The 20,697-nt window shown below is 55.0% G+C and carries 17 protein-coding genes; 4 read left to right on the top strand and 13 right to left on the bottom strand.

Annotated features, from left to right (window positions below; all coding sequences use genetic code 11):
- Position 1: 1 nt before the first annotated feature.
- Positions 2-793 (bottom strand): type I methionyl aminopeptidase, encoded by a 792-nt coding sequence (gene map / locus C5P05_RS11200; RefSeq protein WP_114969924.1) that lies wholly within the window; start codon positions 791-793, stop codon positions 2-4.
- Positions 793-1,047 carry a ParD-like family protein gene (locus C5P05_RS11195; protein ID WP_114969923.1) on the bottom strand — a complete coding sequence of 85 codons (255 nt, stop codon included), beginning with the start codon at positions 1,045-1,047 and terminating at the stop codon, positions 793-795. Before C5P05_RS11195 ends, map begins: the two co-directional genes overlap by 1 nt.
- A 291-nt stretch (positions 1,048-1,338) precedes the next feature.
- Here C5P05_RS11195 and imuA point away from each other — a divergent pair, with 291 nt between their 5' ends.
- The 3 genes from imuA (at position 1,339) to C5P05_RS11180 (ending at position 6,535) form a co-directional block, all read left to right on the top strand.
- Positions 1,339-2,163 (top strand): translesion DNA synthesis-associated protein ImuA, encoded by an 825-nt coding sequence (gene imuA / locus C5P05_RS11190; RefSeq protein ID WP_114969922.1) that lies wholly within the window; start codon positions 1,339-1,341, stop codon positions 2,161-2,163.
- A gap of 70 nt (positions 2,164-2,233) precedes the next feature.
- The gene (locus tag C5P05_RS11185) at positions 2,234-3,424 is read left to right on the top strand and encodes a Y-family DNA polymerase (protein WP_198674697.1); all 1,191 of its coding nucleotides are present in this window, start codon (positions 2,234-2,236) and stop codon (positions 3,422-3,424) included.
- 9 nt (positions 3,425-3,433) lie between these two features.
- A complete protein-coding gene (locus C5P05_RS11180) occupies positions 3,434-6,535 on the top strand; it encodes an error-prone DNA polymerase (protein WP_114969921.1) in 3,102 nt (1,033 codons plus the stop codon).
- A 45-nt stretch (positions 6,536-6,580) separates the two neighbouring features.
- Here C5P05_RS11180 and C5P05_RS11175 read toward each other — a convergent pair whose 3' ends face one another.
- Positions 6,581-7,069 carry a hypothetical protein gene (locus tag C5P05_RS11175; RefSeq protein ID WP_114969920.1) on the bottom strand — a complete coding sequence of 163 codons (489 nt, stop codon included), beginning with the start codon at positions 7,067-7,069 and terminating at the stop codon, positions 6,581-6,583.
- A gap of 154 nt (positions 7,070-7,223) precedes the next feature.
- Between C5P05_RS11175 and C5P05_RS11170 the strand changes: the two genes are divergently transcribed.
- Positions 7,224-7,880: a thermonuclease family protein gene (locus C5P05_RS11170; RefSeq protein WP_114969919.1), complete on the top strand. Its 657-nt coding sequence runs from the start codon at positions 7,224-7,226 to the stop codon at positions 7,878-7,880.
- 519 nt (positions 7,881-8,399) lie between these two features.
- Here the strand turns inward: C5P05_RS11170 and C5P05_RS11160 are convergent.
- The 10 genes from C5P05_RS11160 to C5P05_RS11115 form a co-directional block, all read right to left on the bottom strand.
- Positions 8,400-8,852 (bottom strand): hypothetical protein, encoded by a 453-nt coding sequence (locus C5P05_RS11160; RefSeq protein WP_157979299.1) that lies wholly within the window; start codon positions 8,850-8,852, stop codon positions 8,400-8,402.
- 26 nt (positions 8,853-8,878) lie between these two features.
- Positions 8,879-9,379: an AAA family ATPase gene (locus tag C5P05_RS11155; protein WP_114969928.1), complete on the bottom strand. Its 501-nt coding sequence runs from the start codon at positions 9,377-9,379 to the stop codon at positions 8,879-8,881.
- A 303-nt stretch (positions 9,380-9,682) separates the two neighbouring features.
- Positions 9,683-10,228 (bottom strand): hypothetical protein, encoded by a 546-nt coding sequence (locus C5P05_RS11150; RefSeq protein ID WP_114969917.1) that lies wholly within the window; start codon positions 10,226-10,228, stop codon positions 9,683-9,685.
- A 772-nt stretch (positions 10,229-11,000) separates the two neighbouring features.
- Positions 11,001-11,198 (bottom strand): hypothetical protein, encoded by a 198-nt coding sequence (locus C5P05_RS34450; RefSeq protein WP_232834442.1) that lies wholly within the window; start codon positions 11,196-11,198, stop codon positions 11,001-11,003.
- A 492-nt stretch (positions 11,199-11,690) separates the two neighbouring features.
- Positions 11,691-12,359, bottom strand: coding sequence for a hypothetical protein (locus C5P05_RS33670; RefSeq protein WP_157979298.1), 669 nt, complete (start codon positions 12,357-12,359; stop codon positions 11,691-11,693).
- A 32-nt stretch (positions 12,360-12,391) separates the two neighbouring features.
- Positions 12,392-12,655 (bottom strand): hypothetical protein, encoded by a 264-nt coding sequence (locus C5P05_RS11135; protein ID WP_114969915.1) that lies wholly within the window; start codon positions 12,653-12,655, stop codon positions 12,392-12,394.
- Between the two features lie 387 nt (positions 12,656-13,042).
- On the bottom strand, positions 13,043-14,866 hold the full coding sequence (locus tag C5P05_RS11130) for an Hsp70 family protein (RefSeq protein ID WP_114969914.1): 1,824 nt from the start codon (positions 14,864-14,866) through the stop codon (positions 13,043-13,045).
- Positions 14,867-14,870: 4 nt separating this feature from the next.
- Positions 14,871-16,160, bottom strand: coding sequence for a hypothetical protein (locus C5P05_RS11125; RefSeq protein WP_114969913.1), 1,290 nt, complete (start codon positions 16,158-16,160; stop codon positions 14,871-14,873).
- 2 nt (positions 16,161-16,162) lie between these two features.
- Entirely contained in the window at positions 16,163-17,155 is a 993-nt protein-coding gene (locus C5P05_RS11120; RefSeq protein ID WP_114969912.1) for a hypothetical protein, read from the bottom strand.
- Positions 17,156-17,294: 139 nt separating this feature from the next.
- Positions 17,295-20,219, bottom strand: a complete 2,925-nt coding sequence (locus tag C5P05_RS11115; protein ID WP_114969911.1) for an MIT C-terminal domain-containing protein — start codon at positions 20,217-20,219, stop codon at positions 17,295-17,297.
- Positions 20,220-20,697 lie beyond the last annotated feature (478 nt).

Raw genomic sequence — 20,697 nt, 5'->3', positions numbered from 1 at the left:
GTCAAACCGGCGCGTAAGCACCTGTGCCTCCTGGCCAAGCCGTAAGCACCTCATACCCTGAAGGCGTTACAGCGACCATGTGTTCCCACTGGGCGGACAGAGACCTGTCCTTTGTCACGACGGTCCACCCGTCGGGCAATTGCCTGGTTTCGCGTTTGCCGGCGTTGAGCATCGGTTCGATGGTGAAAACCATCCCCGGTTCCAGCTTGAGCCCTTCCCCGCGCCGCCCATAGTGCAGCACTTGCGGTTCATCGTGGTAGACCTGTCCAATACCGTGTCCGCAGTATTCGCGCACCACGCTGAAATGCTCCCGCTGAGCGACCGACTGGATGGCATGGCCAATATCGCCCAGAGTCGCTCCAGGCTTGACCTGTTGGATGGCGGCCAGCAATGCTTCGTACGTCGTCTCCACCAGGCGCCGAGCCAACACGCTGGGGGCTCCGACGAAGTACATGCGACTGGTGTCACCGAACCAGCCATCCTTGATGACGGCGACATCGATGTTGAGGATGTCGCCCTGCTTCAGAATCCTGGTCGGCGAGGGGATGCCGTGACAAACCACCTGGTTGACGGAGGTGAGGATGGTCTTGGGATATCCGTGATACCCGACGTTGGCCGGAATGGCGCCCTGGACATTCACGATGTGGTCGTGGCAGATGCGGTCCAGCGTCTCCGTGCTCACCCCCGGCACCACGTGGGGTTCGACCATGCTGAGAACCTCTGCGGCAAGCCGGCCAGCCCGCCGCGCCATTTCAAGTTCCTCGGCGGACTTGATGGGAACGCCGTGGGCCATTAGTGCCTTCCGGTCGAGGACGCGCTGGGCTTGCCAAGCTGGCCTGTGACAGCAGCGGCGATGTCCAGCCCCCCAGCGAGTTCAGCCCGTATCAACAGTTGGCAGATTTCTCGGTGGTCCAACTCCGGGTGCATCTCGGTCAGCATGCCGACCCGCATCCAGTGCTCTGCCTGCGCATTGATAGACCTGCTCAGGGCATTCCCCGCCACTCGCAGGTTCTCGTGCATCAGTTCCGAAATTTTTACAATACCCATCAGTGACCTCTATATGAAATATATACGAATCATATACGATTCGTATGGTCCGACGTTATCCGGATAGATGAGCTCGATGAGGTCCTAAAGACTGCTTTGGGCATACGACAGGCCGCCATGAATGGCAGTTGACCGGCACGCCAAGACAGGCAATAGGGCTACCGGAAAGCTGCCTTTGGCCGAAATGCGCCCGGCGGCCAGGGCCTTCAGTAAGTCGAAATTCGCAAAATTCTTTGACCATTTGCCTTGTTTCGATATACTGTTCTTTTATACAGCCTGTGTTAAAACCCAATGTCCGCCGCCCTCCAATGGATAGTGAATGCCGGCCCGCCTCCCGGTGCAGGCCCGTCACAGCCGTTTGACGTCGGGCAGCTTCCGAGCAGCGTTTCACAGGCCATCTGGCGTGGAACTGAAGTTGGACAGGCCGGCCAGACCGTTGTCGCATCCGGTTTTGAAGCCCTGGACGCCCAATTGCCCGGCGGCGGCTGGCCCTGCAATTCGCTCACCGAACTGCTGCAGCCGCAGCCGTCTCTCTGCGAGTGGCGTCTGCTCTCACCCGCTCTGGCGGGACTGGTGGCCAGCGGCGGCCAAATCCTGCTGGTAGGCCCACCAAAACGCCCGCATGCGCCTGGACTGGTGAAGCTGGGTATTTCAGAAAAAAACCTGGTCTGGATTGCCGCCGACACCCCGGCCGAGCGCTTGTGGTGCACCGAACAGCTTGTGAAGGCCAACCCCCGGGGTGGCGCCATCCTGGCCTGGCTGCCGCAAGCGCGCGCGGAGCAACTGCGCCGACTGCAGGTGCATGCCCAATCGTGTGATTGCCCGGTCTTTTTGTTCCGACCAGAAGCTGCCCAACTCGACGCATCACCGGCGCCGCTACGGGTATTGACCACGCTTGGCCCGGACTGGGAGCTGCACGTTCGAATCCTGAAACGCAAAGGCGCATTGCTGGACGGCTCCATCGTGCTGTCCTCCATTCCGGGCACGCTGGAAAGCGTGTTCACGCCCCGGCTGATGCGCCCGAGCCAGTTGATTGCAAAGACGGAGGCCTCCAATGTCAGCACATTGGGCAGCGCTGTTAACCGACGTCGCCTGCGACAGCTCGCTGCGCATTGACGCTACCGGCGTTGCTGTTTGGGCTTTGCAATATTCACCACGTGTTGCGAAGTTAGACCAAACGGTATTGCTGGAGCTTAAGCAAAGCCTGCGCTTGTTCGGCGGTGAGGACCACCTGCATCAGCTTGTTGAAGCAGGCGCGGCCGAGCTCGGTGTCACTGCGCTCGCGTGGGCACCGACCAGTCTTGCGGCCCTCGCTTGCGCACGCCTGGGTATCCGTGACGGCTTTGCCGGACCGCTGTCCAAGGTGCTGGACCCCTTGCCGTTTGAGTGCATCGATGCGGTCAACGCCCATGGCGCCACTCTAGCCCGCCTGGGGTGCCGAACCCTGGCCGACGTGCGCAAGCTGCCGCGCGGCGGTATCAGTCGGCGCTTTGACAGCCAACTGCTGCTGGCGCTGGACCAGGCTTACGGCCTGCGCCCCGAGGGCTACCCCTGGGTGACATTGCCGGAGATATTTTCTGCAAAACTGGAATTGCCCGGCCGCGTCGACACGGCACCCGGCCTGATGTTTGGCGCGCGCCGCCTGCTGGTGCAGATGGGGGGCTGGCTCGCCGCACGCCACTGTGGTGTCACCGCTTTCACTTTGCATTGGTGCCATGACGTCATGCGCTCCCGCGATGCCGGCGATGGGGGCGAAATCACGGTCCGCACCGCGCAGCCAACCCAGAACGTGGACCATCTGTACCGCCTCCTGACCGAAAACCTGGCAAAGGTGACCTTGAATGCCCCGGCCAGCGACCTCGTCCTGAGCGCCACCGAAGTCACGGCCATCGTGGAGGACAGTCTGTCCCTGCTGCCCGATGCGCGCGCGACCGGCGAAGCGCTGGACCTGGTGCTGGAGCGCATCGAGGCGCGACTCGGCAAAAAACGTGTGCTGCGGCCCGTGCTGACCGAAGACACCCGCATGGAGTGGATGAATCGCTGGCAACCGATGAACGCCAAGAGGCCGACAACGAAAGTTCGCCAGGTGCCGGGTCCGCAGCCGACCTGGATTCTCAAAACACCGCTGAAGCTGGACGTCAAGGACGAGCGCCCGCTGTACCAGGGGCCGCTGCAACTGTTGCTGGGTCCGGAGCGTGTCGAAGGCGGCTGGTGGCATCGCGTCAAGGAAACCGAGGGCGGTGGCCAGCGCAGCCTCAATGTCGCGCGCGACTACTGGGTGGCGCTAAGCCAGCACGCCGGCGCGCTCTGGATATTCCAGCAGCGCCTGCCAAAGGACGAAACAGCGTCCTGGTATTTGCATGGGCTTTTTGCGTGAGCTGGCACCATGTCCGTATTGCCCCATTACGCCGAGCTTCGGTGCCTGTCCAACTTTTCTTTCCTCAAAGGCGCCAGTAAACCGGAAGAGCTTGTTCAGCGCGCGAAGGCGTTGGGCTACTCGGCGCTGGCCATGACGGATGAATGCAGCATGGCCGGCGTCGTGCGGGCCCACGTGGAGGCGAAGTCGGTGGGACTCAAGCTGCTGATTGGCTCGCAGTTCCAGGTGGCGTGTGAGACGCCCTTCAATCTGGTCGTCCTGGCCATCAACCTGAATGGCTACGGCAATCTGTGCGAGTTAATTACACGCCTGCGACGAACGACCGAAAAAAAGGGAACTTACCGACTTCTGCTCGATGACCTGCAGGGTGCGCAATTGGCTGATTGCCTGGTGCTCGTGTCGCCCGAGCGCGCCAGCACTCCTGAGCAGCTGCTGGCCATCGGGCAATGGACGCTGCAACACTTCATCGGCCGATGCTGGCTCGGTGTTGAACAGCTGCGCATGCTGGACGATGAAATCTGGCTGCACAAGCTCAAACAGGTCAGCGACGCAACGGCCATTCCGCTGGTGGCAGTCGGCGATGTGCACATGCATGTCCGCTCGCGCAAGCCGCTGCAGGACGTCATGACGGCCATACGGATTGGCAAACCCCTGACCGAATGCGGCCTGGAGCTGCAGCAGAACGCGGAGCGGCACCTGCGCACCCGTTTGCGGCTGGCACAAACCTTCCCGGTGGAATTGTTGACAGAGACGCTCAAGGTGGCTGACCGGTGCCACTTCTCGCTGGACGAGCTCAAATACCAGTACCCGCAAGAAGTGGTGCCAGCTGGCGAGACCGCCGAGTCGTACTTGCGCCGGGTCACTTATGAAGGCGCCGGCCGCCGTTGGCCCGGTGGCATGACGGCCAAAGTCCAGCACCAGATTGAACACGAGCTGGCGCTGATTTGCGAACTGCATTACGAACAGTACTTCCTGACCGTTTTCGATATCACTTCATTTGCGAAATCGCGAAACATCCTCTGCCAGGGCCGAGGCTCGGCCGCCAACAGCGCAGTCTGCTATTGCCTGGGCGTGACGGAGGTGGACCCGGCGCGAATGAGTGTGCTGTTCGAGCGCTTCATCAGCCGCGAGCGCAACGAACCGCCCGACATCGACATCGACTTCGAGCACGAGCGCCGGGAGGAAGTCATTCAGTACCTGTATCAGAAGTACGGGCGAGACCGGGCGGCCCTGACTGGCGTGGTGATTTCGTACCGTCCCAAATCCGCCATCCGCGACGTCGGCAAGGCGCTGGGCTTCGACCTCGAACTGCTGGAAAAGCTGGCCAAGTCGCACCACTGGTGGGATGGCCGGGAGCTGCAGGCGGACCGGCTTAAGGAGCTGGGACTCTCGTTGGATGACCTGGGCGTCCAGCAGCTGATGGCGCTCACCCGCCAGTTGCTGGGTTTCCCGCGCCATCTGTCGCAGCACCCGGGTGGCTTTGTGCTCACCAAGGGGCCACTTTCCAGAATGGTTCCGATTGAGGCCGCCTCCGATGAGAACAGAACTTTTATCCAGTGGGACCGGGATGACCTCGACGCCATGGGCCTGCTGAAGGTCGATGTGCTGGCCCTTGGCATGCTCACGGCGATTCGCAAGTCGCTCGAATTCGTCAGCATGCGCCGCGGCTATCAATTTCAAATGCAGGACATCCCGGCCGAAGACCCGGACACCTACGAGATGATTTGCCGAGCCGACACCGTGGGCGTGTTCCAGATTGAATCTCGCGCCCAGATGAGCATGCTGCCGCGCTTGCAGCCGCGCTGTTTTTACGACCTGGTGATTGAGGTCGCGCTGGTCCGACCGGGCCCAATTCAGGGCGGCATGGTGCACCCGTATTTGAACCGGCGCCAGGGTAAGGAGCTCGTGTCCTACCCGAGTACGGCCCTGGAGGAAGCGCTGGGGAGAACGCTCGGGGTGCCGGTTTTTCAGGAGCAGGTCATGCAGGTCAGCATCCTGGCGGCCGGCTTCACCCCGGGCGAAGCCGATGGCTTGCGCCGGGCCATGGCGGCCTGGAAGCGCAAAGGCGGTCTGGAGAAATACTATGACCGCATCGTCAACGGCATGACAGAACGCGGCTACGAGAAGGCGTTTGCGCTGCAGATTTTTGAACAGATTAAAGGCTTTTCTGAATATGGCTTTCCCGAGTCACATGCCGCATCATTTGCGCTGCTAGTCTACGCCAGCTGCTGGCTGAAACACGCAGAGCCGGCGGCGTTCCTGGCCGCCATGCTGAACTCGCAGCCCTTGGGCTTTTACTCGCCCAATCAGCTGGTGCAGGACGCCAAGCGCCATGGTGTCGAAGTCCGGCCAGTGGACGTGATGTTCAGCGAGGTGGACGCGACCCTGGAAGACCTGCCGCATGAGCCGGCCGTGCGCCTGGGCCTACGCTTGATTTCCGGGCTCAAGAGTGCATCCGCCGAGCGCATCGTCGCCGCTCGCGCACAGCATCCTTTCGAAGGTGCCGAAGACCTGTCTCGGCGCGCCAACCTGGAGCAGTATGAGATGAAGCTGCTGGCAGGCGCTGATGCATTGGCAAGCCTCTCTGGGCATCGCAGGCAACAGGTCTGGGACGCGGCGGCACTGCATGCGCCGCCGGAGCTGCTGCGCGATGCCCCGGTGGAGGAAGACATCCTGGAGTTGCCCGAAGCGCCCGAGGGGGAAGAAATCGTCTTCGACTACGCCGCGCTGGGCCTGACCTTGCGGCGCCATCCGCTGGCACTGCTCAGAAGCCGATTGAGCTCCATGCGCTTCAAGTCATCGAGCGAATTGCGCGGCTTGCCCAATGGCAGGCTGGTGCGGGCCTGCGGCATCGTGACGCTGCGGCAACAGCCTGAAACGGCCAAGGGTGTCATTTTTGTGTCGCTGGAAGATGAAGATGGTGCCGTGCAGGTCATCGTCTGGAAAGGGGTGCGCGAGCAGCAGCGCAATGAATTGATGAATGCAAGGCTGCTGGGCGTTTACGGGACCTGGCAGCGCGAGGGCGAAGTACGCAATCTGATTGCAAAGCACTTCGTCGATTTGACGTACCTGCTGGGGCGGCTCGCCGCGCCGAGTCGGGATTTTCATTGACGTCGCCCAGCGGAATACTTACCGCATAACTGGTGTACTCAATCGTTACGAATTGGCCAATTTTTGACCCGACGCCCCGGAGTAATAGTCAAGATAGCGCGGTGCTTTAAGTGCAGATTGGCCCTTGCCCTTGACGTGGGTGACCCATCCATCATCCCCCAAGTCCTGACCATTGCAGGCAACGGTAAATCTGTAGACGTATCTGCCATCGGGACGGCCACTGAGCGCTTGCGTTAAAGCCATTTGCTCGGCGTCAGACCAAGCGTCAGCCCAAACGCAAAGGGGATACATCCTGTCCAGGAGCTCCTTGGCTATATCTTCTGGCGCCATTGCGACATCGGACCATTCCACAGCAAGCGTTTGGCTGGCCAGCCAGGCAGAGTACGGATGCACATTCGCACGTCTGAACACATCAATCGCTGCCTGCCCGCCGCACTGCAGGGCATCGGCCGGCGCGCCTTCGATGTCGAACATTAGCACGCAATTCTCTGGGATATCCCTATAGCTGCTCAGATTAAGTTCATCAAGCTCCATATTTGCTCTCCTCAAAAAACTATTGTCCTTGCTTGAAATTTTATTCAAAACAACCGTGGCTGTCTTCGGATGGTGCGGGAAGGTGCTACTCGATGACGCGAGACGGGAAATACCTGAACTGGGCACGTGGCATGCTGGGCGAAAATAGGCTCAGATGCAAAACCACAACAAGACCACAAGTGCCTTTTCAGGCTGCATCCGATTGACAGTGACGGCGCTGGCCCTGTTACTTTCACTTTCTGCATTTGGCTTTGCAGGCGCGGGTTCACTGGTGTCGGGCAAAGTCATTGGCGTTCTTGACGGCGACACCGTCGAGGTCCTGGACGCCCGAAAAACAATCCACCGTATTCGGTTAACCGGAATTGATGCCCCTGAAAAGGCGCAGCCCTTCGGACAGCGCTCAAAAGAGCACCTTTCCGACTTGGTGTTTGGAAAGCAGGTTGACGTGCAGGCCGGTAAATCTGACAGATACGGGCGCACCGTGGGAAAAGTTCTCGTGAAAGGTGTTGACGCCAACCTGGAACAGGTGAAGTCAGGGTTTGCATGGCACTACAAAGAATACAGCGCAGAGCAGCCCGTCGCCGACCGTGCTTTGTATGCCAGGGCGGAGAATAGCGCGCACAGTTCCCATTTTGGGATTTGGCGCGATGCCAATCCGATGCCTCCGTGGGAATGGCGTCATGGGGGTAAAAATATTCCAACGTGGACCAGCATCGCGTCTGGTTGTCCCTGTAGTGGTGAGTCTCATTGCACCGGCCCCAAAGGTGGACACTTCTGCATCTCACCCACCGGGAAGAAGCGCTATCAGTGAGCTTGCGGCCCCATTTTCAGTATTTCAAGGGTATTAGTATCCTTGGGAGTGCTCCGGTCCTGCACTTCACAAGTGCTGCCGTGGGTGGCAGCACGGCCAACCGATATCCGGAGGGTCTGCCTAACGATTTGCGCGGAATCAACCAGATTGGATGTGAACATACGGGACACGGCAACGCGAGGGTGATGTGCGCAATTTGATTGCAAAACACTTCGTTGATTTGACCCATCTGCTTGGAAGGCTCGCCGCGCCGAGTCGGGACTTTCATTGAAGTCTCTTGGTGCGACGCACGACTGCACTTCAATACTGGCAATCGACTTTTTGCGCGGTAGCATTCTTTCCGCCAATTGAACGTCCGTACCTATATCGTCACCGCGCGACATCCGCGCCAGTACTGACCAATAATCCAAGAAAAAAGCTCAGGCCAACCACTGGCGGACAGAGGATTTTAGATTCGCAGTTTCAACTACCGACCACAGACTAGTCGTGGTGCATCTGCCTGAATCCGACACTCCGAAGTCAGAACAAGCGAATACCGAGTGTCCGTAAAAACTGCACGATTTCATATTGGCTCTTTTTGCCGGTGCGCCAGAGCTGTTCCAATGCGTCCGCCAGCGCAATTTTCAGAAGTAGCTCAAGCTCATGCACCTTTTCAATGAGTGCCTTGTGCATGCTCAATTTGTAATCTGAAAAATCAATATCGAGATGGTCACAAAGGTCCGATGCCATTGTCGAAAAACGAACTGGGGTGAAGATATAGCCCCGATAGCAGTCGATAAGTACAAGGAGTTCGCCTACAGAGAACAACCAACTTAACCGCTCTCGCGCTGCCTCCAACGCAAATTGATATCGTGCACAACCAATCTCCATGGCATGCTCCGGAGTCAATGATGTTGTCACATGGTCGACGACATATTTGCTCTTGAGGCTAAGGGATTCCCGAAGTGCTTGGTTTTCGAATGATGTGTTCATATTTATTCCTTTGAATTTGGCGCCCATCAAATGCTTGCCGCTGTTGGAAACAGCTCCCATCGTGCCGCCATCCTGTCAACCATTTGCCTTGGAACACCATGTGAGTTTTCCCATGTGCCCTTGGCTTCGATGACCCGAATTTTTCCTGCTCCCATTTCAAGATACGGCGCCATCTCATTGACCCGAGTAAACGTATTGCTGACAACTACGTTTTCGCCTCTACTTAGCGCGTCTCGCGTCATATGTTTGCACCAATCGTGAGCTTCTCGAATACGGGTGGCATCGTATCGATAGATGCCATCAATTTCGAAGAACATGTCGGCCTCGAAATGCTTGTAGCCAACCATGACCAAGACGCTGGCCATGGTGCTCTTGCCGCTCCCTGGGAGCCCACGTATGAGAACAAGCGCTGTAGTCGCTGCTTTTGCAGCAGTAAATCTGTCCTCCTTTGTTGGTAAGCGCAAAGCTTGTTGGTTGGCAAAATGGTTAATGTGTAAGACGGGGCGGGTAATTTGGTTAGTGTTCATATAGGAGTACTGGTTAGTTGGTTGCAAAACTGCATGCAGCAGCTCGAACGTAGTCACGCTCATGGGAAATTGAGTAAGGGTTGGAAGGCGCTTGATGGGCGGAGCGGACCGAATTCGTCCGGCTGTTTGAATCTTTGACGCCGGACTAATACATTCGGTTTGGGATATCAGCACCATGATTCCCGACAGAAGCCTTGCGCTTCCATTCCTCGCGCCGTCGGGGCGAGTCCCTGTAGTCAAACAACTTGCTTGCGGTTCGACTTACCGCAAGTCATGCCGCCATCTCGGCAGGTGCTTGCTTAGTTATCTTTTTTCTTTTATCTTCCCGGCTTTGGGTTGCACCCGAACTTTATCTTTTGACTGATTTTTCATTCGGTTCAGAAAGTCTTCGACCTTGCCCTCATCTTCAATGTATTCAGCACCAATTTGATTGGTATATGCCTTTACATCCTCTTCTGTCCAGGGTTTGGGAAACAGCTTCGAATCTGCTGCCTCAATCTGGTCAGCAATTTTCCGAAGGCTCTTTGCAGCATCTTCCTTTGACATGAAGGCACTCGATGCAGCGCAACAGTGGAAGTCCATCAGCTTTACTTGGAGGTCAGCAAGTTCTAACTCCCTCTGCGCCAACTGCACTTTGGTCTCCAGTCCCCTGGTCACTTCAGGTCCTGCATTTAGCGCCTTCAACTCACCAACGACATCAAGTTCAAACTGCTGCCAACTGCTACGCGACATTGCGTCAGCCAGCAGGCTCAGGGACTTCAGGTAGCCAGATATTTTCTTGGCATCACCAAGAAATTCATTCCCCTTTACATCGTTCAAAAGAGCTTGCAGAGTATCAATATGGTTCATTTTTTTGTCCTTGAAAAGCCACCCACTTTTGGGGCAGCTATATTTAAATTTTTCGATTCTTTCAAATTGCCTTCTATTGCCGCACTTCCAGCGACCACCTCAGTCCTCTTAACTGAAGCCTCCAGCCTGTCAGGTTCTACGCATTGCGTACCCCGGCGGTGGGTTTCGTCTCGAAGGACGATTAACGCTCACCTGCCGGTCATCTGGCTGCTCACAACTTTTTAAAGAACTGCCGCGGTCCGGCGATGCGGAGCGTTTGGAGGAAACAGAAACTGAAAAGCCAGAAGGCAAAACAGAGTCCTAGAAACAATCGATATAAGGTTTCGAACCCCGAAGGGATTCTTGTCAGTCCATAACGAGCTTGTCGCTTGGACGTCAGACAGCGTTCACGCGGTTTCGCGTTACTTGCCTTGGGATGAGCTAACTGCAGGAGCTAGTCATTGATGAATGAACATAATGTAGCTGGAATCTTGACCGCGCGAGAGATTTCCAGAAAATATTTTCACGGATACCTGGGTGCAGTGCCTGTTCAGTTTGCAGGGCTTATCCGCAAAGCACCCTTTTCATCCGAACCTAGCAATGGCAAATCAATGGCCTCAGCCTGACCAGTCAGTCCAGCTCCGAATGCCCCTTTGACAACGCATAAGACTGCGATGTCAAAAAGCCCGTGCGGCGGCGCTGATTGGCTTGCTTGTGATGTTGGACCTATGAAACTCGCCTTTGAATCACCCACGGCCAATGACTGGTATTAGTCGGAGGCAAATCAGGGGCGCTATTCCTGGTCACAGCCATACCAGCGACAAGCCAGACTGATACGCATGGCACCGGCATCAATCGCCACGTGCACACACTCAGCCGGGCTGCGTACCTGTATGACGGTGCCGCCCAAACTCATATCTCTCATCACCGCCAATTGCGACTGCACCGGCTTGGCCAGCGCCGCCGAGCACAGCGCGATGAAGCTGGCCACCGTCAATGCCTGTGGGGCACCGCTGTTTGCAGGCCGACCAGGTGCGGGTGAAAATCTCGCTCCCTCGGGGTGATGGACGCACTGACCCGGCTAGAGGTGACTTTGAAATAGTCAAATGCCACCCGCACCGCCTCTCCCAAGGCCAAACCTGAGATATTCGCTTTGTCCGCGCCCGGTAAGGACTGAATCTCCAACCGGTAGATGGGCGCATCTCGCTTGAGCCCGTGCTGATGGTGTGCAGCGTGCCAGAATTCAGGCGACCTTCCGGCACCAGCGCCCCTTCTGACTGTTCGGGCACCGGTATCACGACAAACATGGTGGTCCCATCAGCAGTAGTACATGCGACATCAGCTCTACCCACCTGGTCAAGCTCAACTGTGTCAAATTGCCACCGTACCAGCAACGTCCTGTCGCGCGGCACCGACAGCGCTTTGACGCATTACCCGGCTTCGTCCCCGAGCGAGGTTGCCAATTTGAGCCCCGTTGTTATTGTCAAAGATATGAGTGCTGAGGAACCCAGGGCGAAAGGACTGACCGCTTGGTGATATCGAAAATCTTCTTACCCTTTGCTGTCAACACCATTTTTTCCAGGCTGCGCTCGTCCTCGGTTGCGTCAGGATTTTGTTTTTTGGCCCATTTTCCGAGCTTGGAGCCAATCATGCTTGACATTCCCATGTATGGGATAAGCATAGCCTCTCGACGGCCAAAACCACTACCGCGGAGATTCATGGCAATGGACGTCTCACACATACCTTCGGGTCTGCTACCAATAAACATCAGAGATATGGCAGTCTCGGGGCGGAGTTGCTGAGCCTTAAATACTTTCTCAACGTTCGAATTTCCAAAGTGCATTGGAACTAGAACGCTGGTAATCCGGTAGAGCAATTCATTTCGCTCACGTTCGGCCTTCTTCGAGGCGGCGACCTCTTCTCTTGTCTGCTTGGGAACTCTTGGGGAATCAGCAACTGAATTTTTCAAAGGCGATAAGGTAGACGATTCAGATATGACTTTTGATTCACGCGATGCCTTTTTTTTCTTGCCTTCAGTAGCGGTCTTCAAAATTTCACCAGCCTTTGCAACAGGCTTAACGACACCTGCGGATGCTACTGACTTCTTGCCAGATATTTTCTTGCTTACACTTGCAGTTGCATTGACAGCCATATTTACACCATATTGTTAGTTGAGTTGTGAGTCTAGCGGCGATAGTCCGCGTACAAGGTGGCAGAGTTAGGTTTGTGCAAGTTGTTTGACCCCGCACAATCGCCCAACGGACCGTCGCGTACACTGCGTCCGCTGGCATATTCGACTGTTGCCATCAAATCCGGCAGCGCCAGCCGCTTCTCGTGCACAAGCACCTTCGTGGCTGCCATCATGAGCGCCATCACCTGGCCGTTGGTGCAACTCCGGTCGCCGACATGGCTGAAGTGGTGAACATAAATTTCGCCTTGCTTTGCCATCAGCGGTTGCTTGCAACCTGGACAGATGCAGTTGCTTGCGAGGCCACGCTCACGCGATGGGCATCCACGACCACGCCATCGGAGTCGATGCCAAAGGGGATGTGTGGTGGGCGGAACTCATTTCGAAAGGGCGAGGGTGTACTTCTTCTCAAAATCAGATTACAGATACGCAAGGCTCCAGGAATGCAACGTATCGATTAGCGCAGACGAGGCAGTCCCGTAATCCACCCTCTTCGACCTTTTCACATAGTGAGACCAAGGATTACGGGAGTGCCGGTACTGAAAACCTGCTTCTGTCTCTAAATTTGGCATTGAAATGCTCCCTGAAAAACCAAAGTGTTTCATGGAGATAGCTCACAGCGTAAGGTTCGTTCGAAGAAGTACCGTTCAAAGCGCGCTACCAGGCGAGGGAGAGTCATATGTTGATGCCCTGCTAGCAGCGGAGGTCAAGCAACGACACAACGGGTCATTTGACGCCCTGCGGCAGTAGACGCACGGTTCGTAGTACAGCTTTTCGTCAATCTGTAGCTGGGGCGGGCTCTTGCGCATATCAAAGTACCTGGGGTCGAAGCGGTACAGCACCTCACCGGGAACCAAGAGACTATTCTCCTGAGCGGCGATGTTCGACCGCATCACAAGGTCACCTGGCTCATGCTTTGCATTGTCTTCGTTGGAGTCGGACATCGTGGTAGTGTGTTTCCATTCATTGCCATCGGATGGAAAGTGAAGCGCGAACTCCAAGTCATGTATCTCCACCTCTGCCAACCCCCGCATGTTCAGAGAGCGAGCTTTTGCAACTAGTACCAGGTTGTCATCAATAGCGACATCAAGTTGCAGACGTTCCTTGAATGGAGCGGCCTTCCTGTCCACGTTTACGACCAGATTCGCCAGCGTTCTTCTTTTATCGTCAGGCATCACCTTAGGGCCTGCTCTGTGCGGAGAGACCAATTGAAACTTCCCATGCCCATCCGTGGGGTCCACGCAGTAAACGGTGAAGCTATCCTTACAGACTTCACTCTCGATAGGCATTTCTAAACCCGCGTTCAGAAGCGGCATGTACGAATTGCGGGCAAGTGTCAGCTCAACATTTTTGGCTAAATGAAGCCTTGCCTTGTCGTGAGCAACCCAAGCGGCGCCTTCAGAAATCAGTGAGGCACTTCGTTCGGATACATGGACTCGCTGTGGGCCAAAAAGCTCGTGCAACCGCGCCTTCACCAAAGGCATGTTCACGATGCCTCCAGTTGCAAGGCAGAGGGAGACTGAGGTAGTGGAATAGCCTTCACGTGCCAAGAGGTGTTCAATTCGCGAAATTCCCTTGGTGACAAGGTTCGCCACAATGCCCTCAAGGTCATCACGGGAAAGTGTTAGGTCAAGCGCGGGGTCCTCAAACTCATGGAAGAACGTCTGAACGAAGATATTGGCGTTACTACGCCCACTGAGGTCAATCTTCGCCTTTTCGCATTCATGCATTAGCCGAGTACGAGCATCTTCATGCACCTGGACCTCGCCTGCATGGTTCATCTGCGCACGAACGCGTTTCTCGACTTCATTGCGAATCTCTTCGTCAAATAGGTCCCCACCAACGTCGTCGGTTCCGTCATTGCCGACCTGAACCAACATGCCATCAACAACCCGGCAAAGTGTCAAATCCAGAGTGCCACCGCCCCAATCAAAAACCAGGACTAACTTACGGTCGAACATGCGAATAGTGGCTTTTAGGTCGTCCTGCGACCTCAAGTAGCCATAGAGCGCGGCTAGAGGTTCGTGGACGAACTGCACGATGCTGATTCCAGCCGCGCGGAATGCGTCACGCAAAAGCGACCGGCGTCGGCCCTCCATGTTCACCGGAATTGTCACAACAGCCCGGTCGGCTTTGAGATTCTTCACAGTTCTTGTTTGCATGGCCTCCGACCGCACAAACTGAACAACGTCCCGAACAATGTCGACTGGGCTACGTTCCTTGCCTCCAACGTAAACACTCTCTTTGCCCAGGAGTGTCTTAGGCGACCGAACCAGGTTGCCCTGAACACCGAGCCCAGCCTTGCTCATGCGCTCCCGAGCTTGCCGACCTACAACGGTCTTTGAACCCTCGTAAGAGACCACTGAAGGTATTGGAAGACCTTGTTCATCATTAAAGCTGATTACACGGTCTCCCTGAACGATGGAAATGAGACTGTTAGTAGTCCCAAAGTCAAACCCTACAACTGCCATATATCTATTCCTCCCTGAGCTTACTTATTTCTGTCTGAAGCGCGTCAATGACTCTTTCGACCCTGTCGCGGATGACGTGAATCCTCGGCTCCGGGCTCTGTATCGCAGAAAGACCGACGCCCAGCATATCCACGTCCGTAACCAACCGCCGAAGAACCCGACTCCTAAGCTGTTCAAGGTCATCCCTTAGATGCGCAGCCTGAGTTTCGGTGGATTGGTGCAAGGCTGCTTTATCTTCGGCAGTTTCCCTTTGGAGCTTCTCAAGCGCAATCTTGATTTCGTAAAGCGCAGTGTTTGTTAGCTCTAGCTGCAGCTGCGCCTCGGCGAGCGATGCGCGGAGCCCACTAACTTCAGCGCTTGCTCGAACTGCGTCGGCAGCATGAGCTACTGCTCTTCGCTTGTACAACTCGCATGCCAACCCCACACTCTCGGCCTTTTCGATGCCAGTCAAGGCACGCAGCTTGGCGATTTCAGGGTCTGCAACGCGTCCGGCTGGAGCCCAAACTGCATCGTTCAGAGCCTCCGTAACATCTTCAAGCGATAAATGCCTGGTAACCGCGAACCAAACCGCCAAGCAGTTCGCCGCGTTCACCCTAAGTTCGTCCGGGTCCACGGACTTCCCAGCAACCTTCTCTCCGTCTCTCTCTTCCGCATCCTTTTCGTCGAGTTCTTCCTTCTCTACGACTTCGGCCATCACCAACTTCAGTGCGGCATGAGGCTCCGGCGCCTCAGGGAGATTTCGAATAGCTGCAGCAACCTTAGGGTTCCTGAAAATTGGTTGCCAGAGCATGGCAGTCTGAACAAAGCTTCTGAGAGCTTCCTTGATTGCCGGGTAGCCGTCTATTTCCCGAGTGGCAAGCAGAATTTGACGCGGGACGCAAAACTGCTTGTCCGCAATTGCGAGTTTTTGCAATGCGGCCAAGCTTTCTACCGGAATTTGGGTATTCGGAGAGATGTCCTGTAAAACCTTTGATTTGACTGAGAGTGGCTGTCCCTTTCGCCCATAGGCATATGCAATAAAATGCTCAAGCTTGGTTATTTCTTGCTTGCTCTTGGTCTTAGTTTTAGTCCCTGACTCGCCATTGCTTGAAAGTCCGCTTTTATTCGCCTCCTTTGCTTCAGGCCACGTCTGTGGGTCCTGAAGATTGCTCTGAGGCTCAAACGTTACGTGGGAAGGAGCTGTGGAGTCGACTGAAGTGTTGGCTTCTCTCGGAGTCTGTTGGCGTATTGGCTCTATGAACCGCTGTTTGCCACTGGACTTGTAGGTGACAGGAATTTTCTTTTCGTGGTTCATCTCTAATGTTCCATCTGGGATAGCCTTGCTACCAGCGCCTCTGCCCACGCTTGTGTTCGCTGGTTGCTCATGAATTCTCGCGCGGCCCGTCTTGCAGCAACTGCATCTCCCTTGAAAGCCAGGGCCTCCGCCACGAGCATCTGTATTTTGAATTTGTCGTAACCGGGGATGTCTCTCTTCAACTGGCCTTGCAAGTCATCAATGCAGTTGACCAGTTCCTTGGCACCAAGCTCCGTCCATCTGAGAATTCGCAGTGTCTCGTGGTCGGTAAGCAGGTCCACCAATGCATTGCTCTCAGACTCTTTGCGTTCAAATTCATGCTGCCAAGGAAACCCCTCAAGGAGCCCAGAAAAAAGCACCGCCGCATGCTGCAGCCGTCCAACCGGAGCTTGGTTATGAGAGTCTTCAAAGTGATTGAAATTGAAGGCAACAAGCGCCCGAACAATTTGGGCAAGGGAGCGCTCATACGTCTGCAATTCGTCAACCGCACGGGTAAAACGAGTCGGATACTCATCGAAGCCCAAGGCAGAATCTGGCGCACGCTCCTTCGCCAGCACACCATAGAGGTAGTGGCATAGACCGTCGCAGTACAGGCTAGCAGTTTCGAATGGTTTGCAGTCAGCAATGAATCCTTCTATTGACCGTATGGTTAGGGAGCGGGACTTGGCCATCTTGAGAAAGGCGGTCTCTACTCCTGCAAGGTGCTCATCCTTAGCGATTCGGACAAGCAGCTCGAATGTGGAACTCGCGCCTTCATTTTCCAATACGACCGTGACCCGGTCGTTAGTAGTGTCGGACAAGATTCGTGGCAACTTGGAGAGTGGCGTAACTTCACCATTTACCAAGGCAGAAGTCACCCTGTCAGTCTGAACGTCTGCGAGTAACAACGGTCGCGTCACCTGGAGTGGCGTTGCACCGAGTTCAATCCCTCGAACAAACATCAGTGGGCGCGAGAACTTGTGGTTCTCAAACCGATGACGACGCAGGTCATCCATGGAGGAAAAGCTCTCATTGCACAACTGACATGAAAACCGAACTGGAGTGGGCACGTAGACCCAATCCGTCCCAGCTGGCTCATGAAACTCCATGTATCCTGTATGCCAAAATCCCATACAACCTCCTTGCTCTGCGGCTTTATTTTTGGGATACTAGTGGACTCGTTGGAACCGCGAAGACGTCGATTCCAGTTTCTCGGACACGACGATTGGCTGGGCGGTGCGCCGCCAATCCTGTGGCAGGCTTGTAGATGTCCAGACCGCGTCCGAGCTTGAAGACAACCCCATTGCCCAAAATCAAATAGCGGTCATGGAGCCCTTCAGTGCGAGAGACCGAGAGTGAAACACCATAGCTCTGAAATAGGTCCTTTGCATAGGCGTCAATTGCTCGGTCCTGGTTAGACGTCAAGTCCGCAGGACTAAAGCCGGTTACGACCTCTATTTGCTTTGGTCTGCAAACCTCTGCGATGTGAAGCAGGAACTCTTTCAGATTTCTTATCTGATGAGGCAGGGCAAGAAACGGGTCGATTAAGCGGAGTCTGAGCGCACCCTTAATCCACTTTTCATGGAATATCTTTTCGTATGGCCAGCCCGTTGTACCATCAGTCAAGCGAATTCGGTTTACCGTTGCCGTGGCTTCACTTTGGACTCGCTCAAACCAATTTTCATCGTCGACAGATTGGTCTAGTTGCGCAAATTCGCGTTGAGCAACTGGCAATGCAAGCTCATGGGCGGACACCTTTGAATCGGCATCCTTTGACGTCTCAATATTTTGGCTTGTCTGAGACTGCGGTTCTTGCTCTGACACCAAGTCAAGTGCCCCAAGTTTCATGGACTCGTCAACTACGATGGATTCCACCTGCAGGAGTTCCTCCGCCTGGACCAAAACGTCCTTGAAGTCGCCCACGATGGCAGCCACCAAAGCCTGAGCGGCCTCTTTTTGACCCGCTATCAACGCAGTAGCGGCCGCTCGAATGTTGTCTGTAGCCTGCTCCAGCAATATCTGTACCTCGTCTAATGCATCTCTCGGCGCGCCCTCAGCTTCGATTACGAGGAAGCCACTAAAGTCCGCAGCCCGGTCACGCAAATGTTGCTCCAAGGCTTTTGTAAGTAGCGCTTTAACCTCGCGATAGAACTCACGAACCTCCGATTCCTGCGACTTGGTTGTTCCCGTCCCCCATATGTCGGCCACCTTCTTGCGCCGCTCATCAATGCGTTCAGAGACTTCATCAGTAACGAACTCCTCAAGCAACGCGCTCACTCGAAGTTCCTCGGCCGAAATCAACTCTTGCGCGCTTTGCAGAGAACGTTCTAAGGATTCATGAAGCTTGGCCGTAACGTCAAAGGGTAGCGAGGCCCCAATTTGGAGGGATTCAGAAATCTGAGCGCCTTCCTTGGAAAGGGTATTGAGGTGCACCTCAAAGCTTTTTGTGAAATCTGCGAAGGACTCCGTGTACTCGCCCAGCATCTGCTGCACCTTGGGAAATATCCTGTTGGCGACCTTGTTCTGGAAGTCATGCATGTACCCCCAGTAACCGGACCGACGTGAACGCCAATGTCGACCAACGTCATTCAGCTCAAAGTAACCAATCTGCTGCTCCGCAAGCAAAGCGATGTTTTCAATTAAAGTCCCGTGTTGTGCACGTCTTTGCTGCAAACGGTCTCGCAGAAGCGTCACTTGCTGTTTGACGGAGCCCTCAAACCGTACGCTAGCCTCTCCAAATTCATTACGAAATGTGCTTAGCTTCTGCTCGGCCACCTCCTTGTCCTTTATGTCCCGGATTGCAATCAACTTGGTCTGAAGCACAGACTGCAAGTCAAGCAAGTTGCTTCTGGCGCCAATGGATATGTTTTGAGCAGTGAGCGCCAGGCGGGACTCGGTGGACAGCAGGCGCAACAATTGGGTTTTGAGCTTTTCAACACCGCCGGGGTCACCGGCGTCAATTGAATACGGCACAGGCTTGTTCGCCTTCCAATCTCTATGCAATACGGCAGACGTGAAAGCAATCTCCACATTGCCAAGCTGCTCCCTGTACCGCCTCATTGCGGGAGAGTCGTCCTGGCTGAGGTCATTTAAGGTTGCGGCGACTTCCCTGGAAATGCGCACTCGCTCACGCTCAATCCGCTTGGCCAGTGTCTCCGGGTCTTCGTCGTTGTCTTCAGCAGTGCGAACGTGCTTCCCGTAGGTCAAGTCAACCTGCGTGATGACAACAATCAACTGTTTAACTGTTCCTTTTCGCAAGAGTGAAAGCAGGAAGTCCTTCTCTGACTGCCCGTACGCCTCACCCGACTGTGTAAGGAAGAGAACTGCATCCACGTCCTCGACCGTCTTTTCGGTCAGACTAACCCGGAAGCGCTCCGTGTCGTCCAAGCCCGGGGTATCAATGAGCAGCACACCCTCATCGAGGATGGCTGCGGGCGATGTAATTTCAATGGCCTGAACAAGACAGTGGAGGGGCTTTGCTCCAGACGTGAATTCTTTGAGCTTGCGTCGGAACTCGGTCTCGGACTTCTTTGTCCCATCTGTTGCCAACTCGATTTCAAGCTTGTAGCCGCCGGACTTTAAGTACTTAAGCTCAAGGGACTTAAGGTCGACAGCCTCCTCTACTGTTCCGTCCTTGGACTTTTTCGACCTTCCAAAGCTCTCCCACATCTTCACCCGGTGGGCATCAACGTGCTTGGGGTCTTCAGCGTAGAGCCTCGTGAGCTTCGTCCATTCCTCCCGGGCGGCAAAGCTGACCGTCGCAACAACTTTGGAGCCGTGCTTGAAAGTAGTAATTGCTGCAGTCTCGGGATTTGTGTCTTCGTTGGCCAGCTTGGCACCAAGTAGCTCATTCACAAATGAAGACTTTCCGGTCTTGAACCGACCGACCACTGCGACCTTGTAATCGTTAGGAAGCTCCTGTGTTTTCAGGAGTTCTCCAATTGAGTCAGCCGTTCTCTTGCATTCCTTGCCAATTTGGGCAATCTCGACATCAGAGCGCTTTAGAAGCACCTCCCTGACTTGAGTCAGATGTCTTGTAAGTGCACGGATGTCATCTCTAAGCTGTTTTGGTTTTTTCACACTATCTCCCTTTTTTTATTCGTTGCATTGTGCACTTAAAAAAAATGCCAAATATTTGCCCACGGCCTCGGTGCTACGAGATTTTCATTCCGTCTTCGATAGTTCATTGGCATATAACTCTCAAAGCTAGTTGGTCACAATTAACGTGGCCGGTTAGGAATATGAGGCAAGGGCCGCTTCACCCAAGAATTACAGATAACTTGCTAAGGGCTTTTTTATCGCGCTAGACTATCGTTACCGTCAAGGCGACTAGAATTTTCCTCGTCATTTGAAATCTATCCTTCGGACAACGTACCACTCGCCAACCCATACAACAAAGTCACGTACAACATGAAGGACCGTGTGCTTGAAGGAAACCAACCCATCTGCGCCTTCCCCAGTTTTCCAGACTTCACGTACACGGCAACGATGTCTGCGACCAACTGTATTGAAAGCATACAAATGGCAAACATGGAGGGCAAAATGGTCTTCTGTACTT

Origin of the sequence: Rhodoferax ferrireducens, from assembly GCF_003347515.1 — a bacterium.
Lineage (GTDB): Bacteria > Pseudomonadota > Gammaproteobacteria > Burkholderiales > Burkholderiaceae_C > Rhodoferax.
This window is presented reverse-complemented; position numbering and strand designations above follow the sequence as displayed.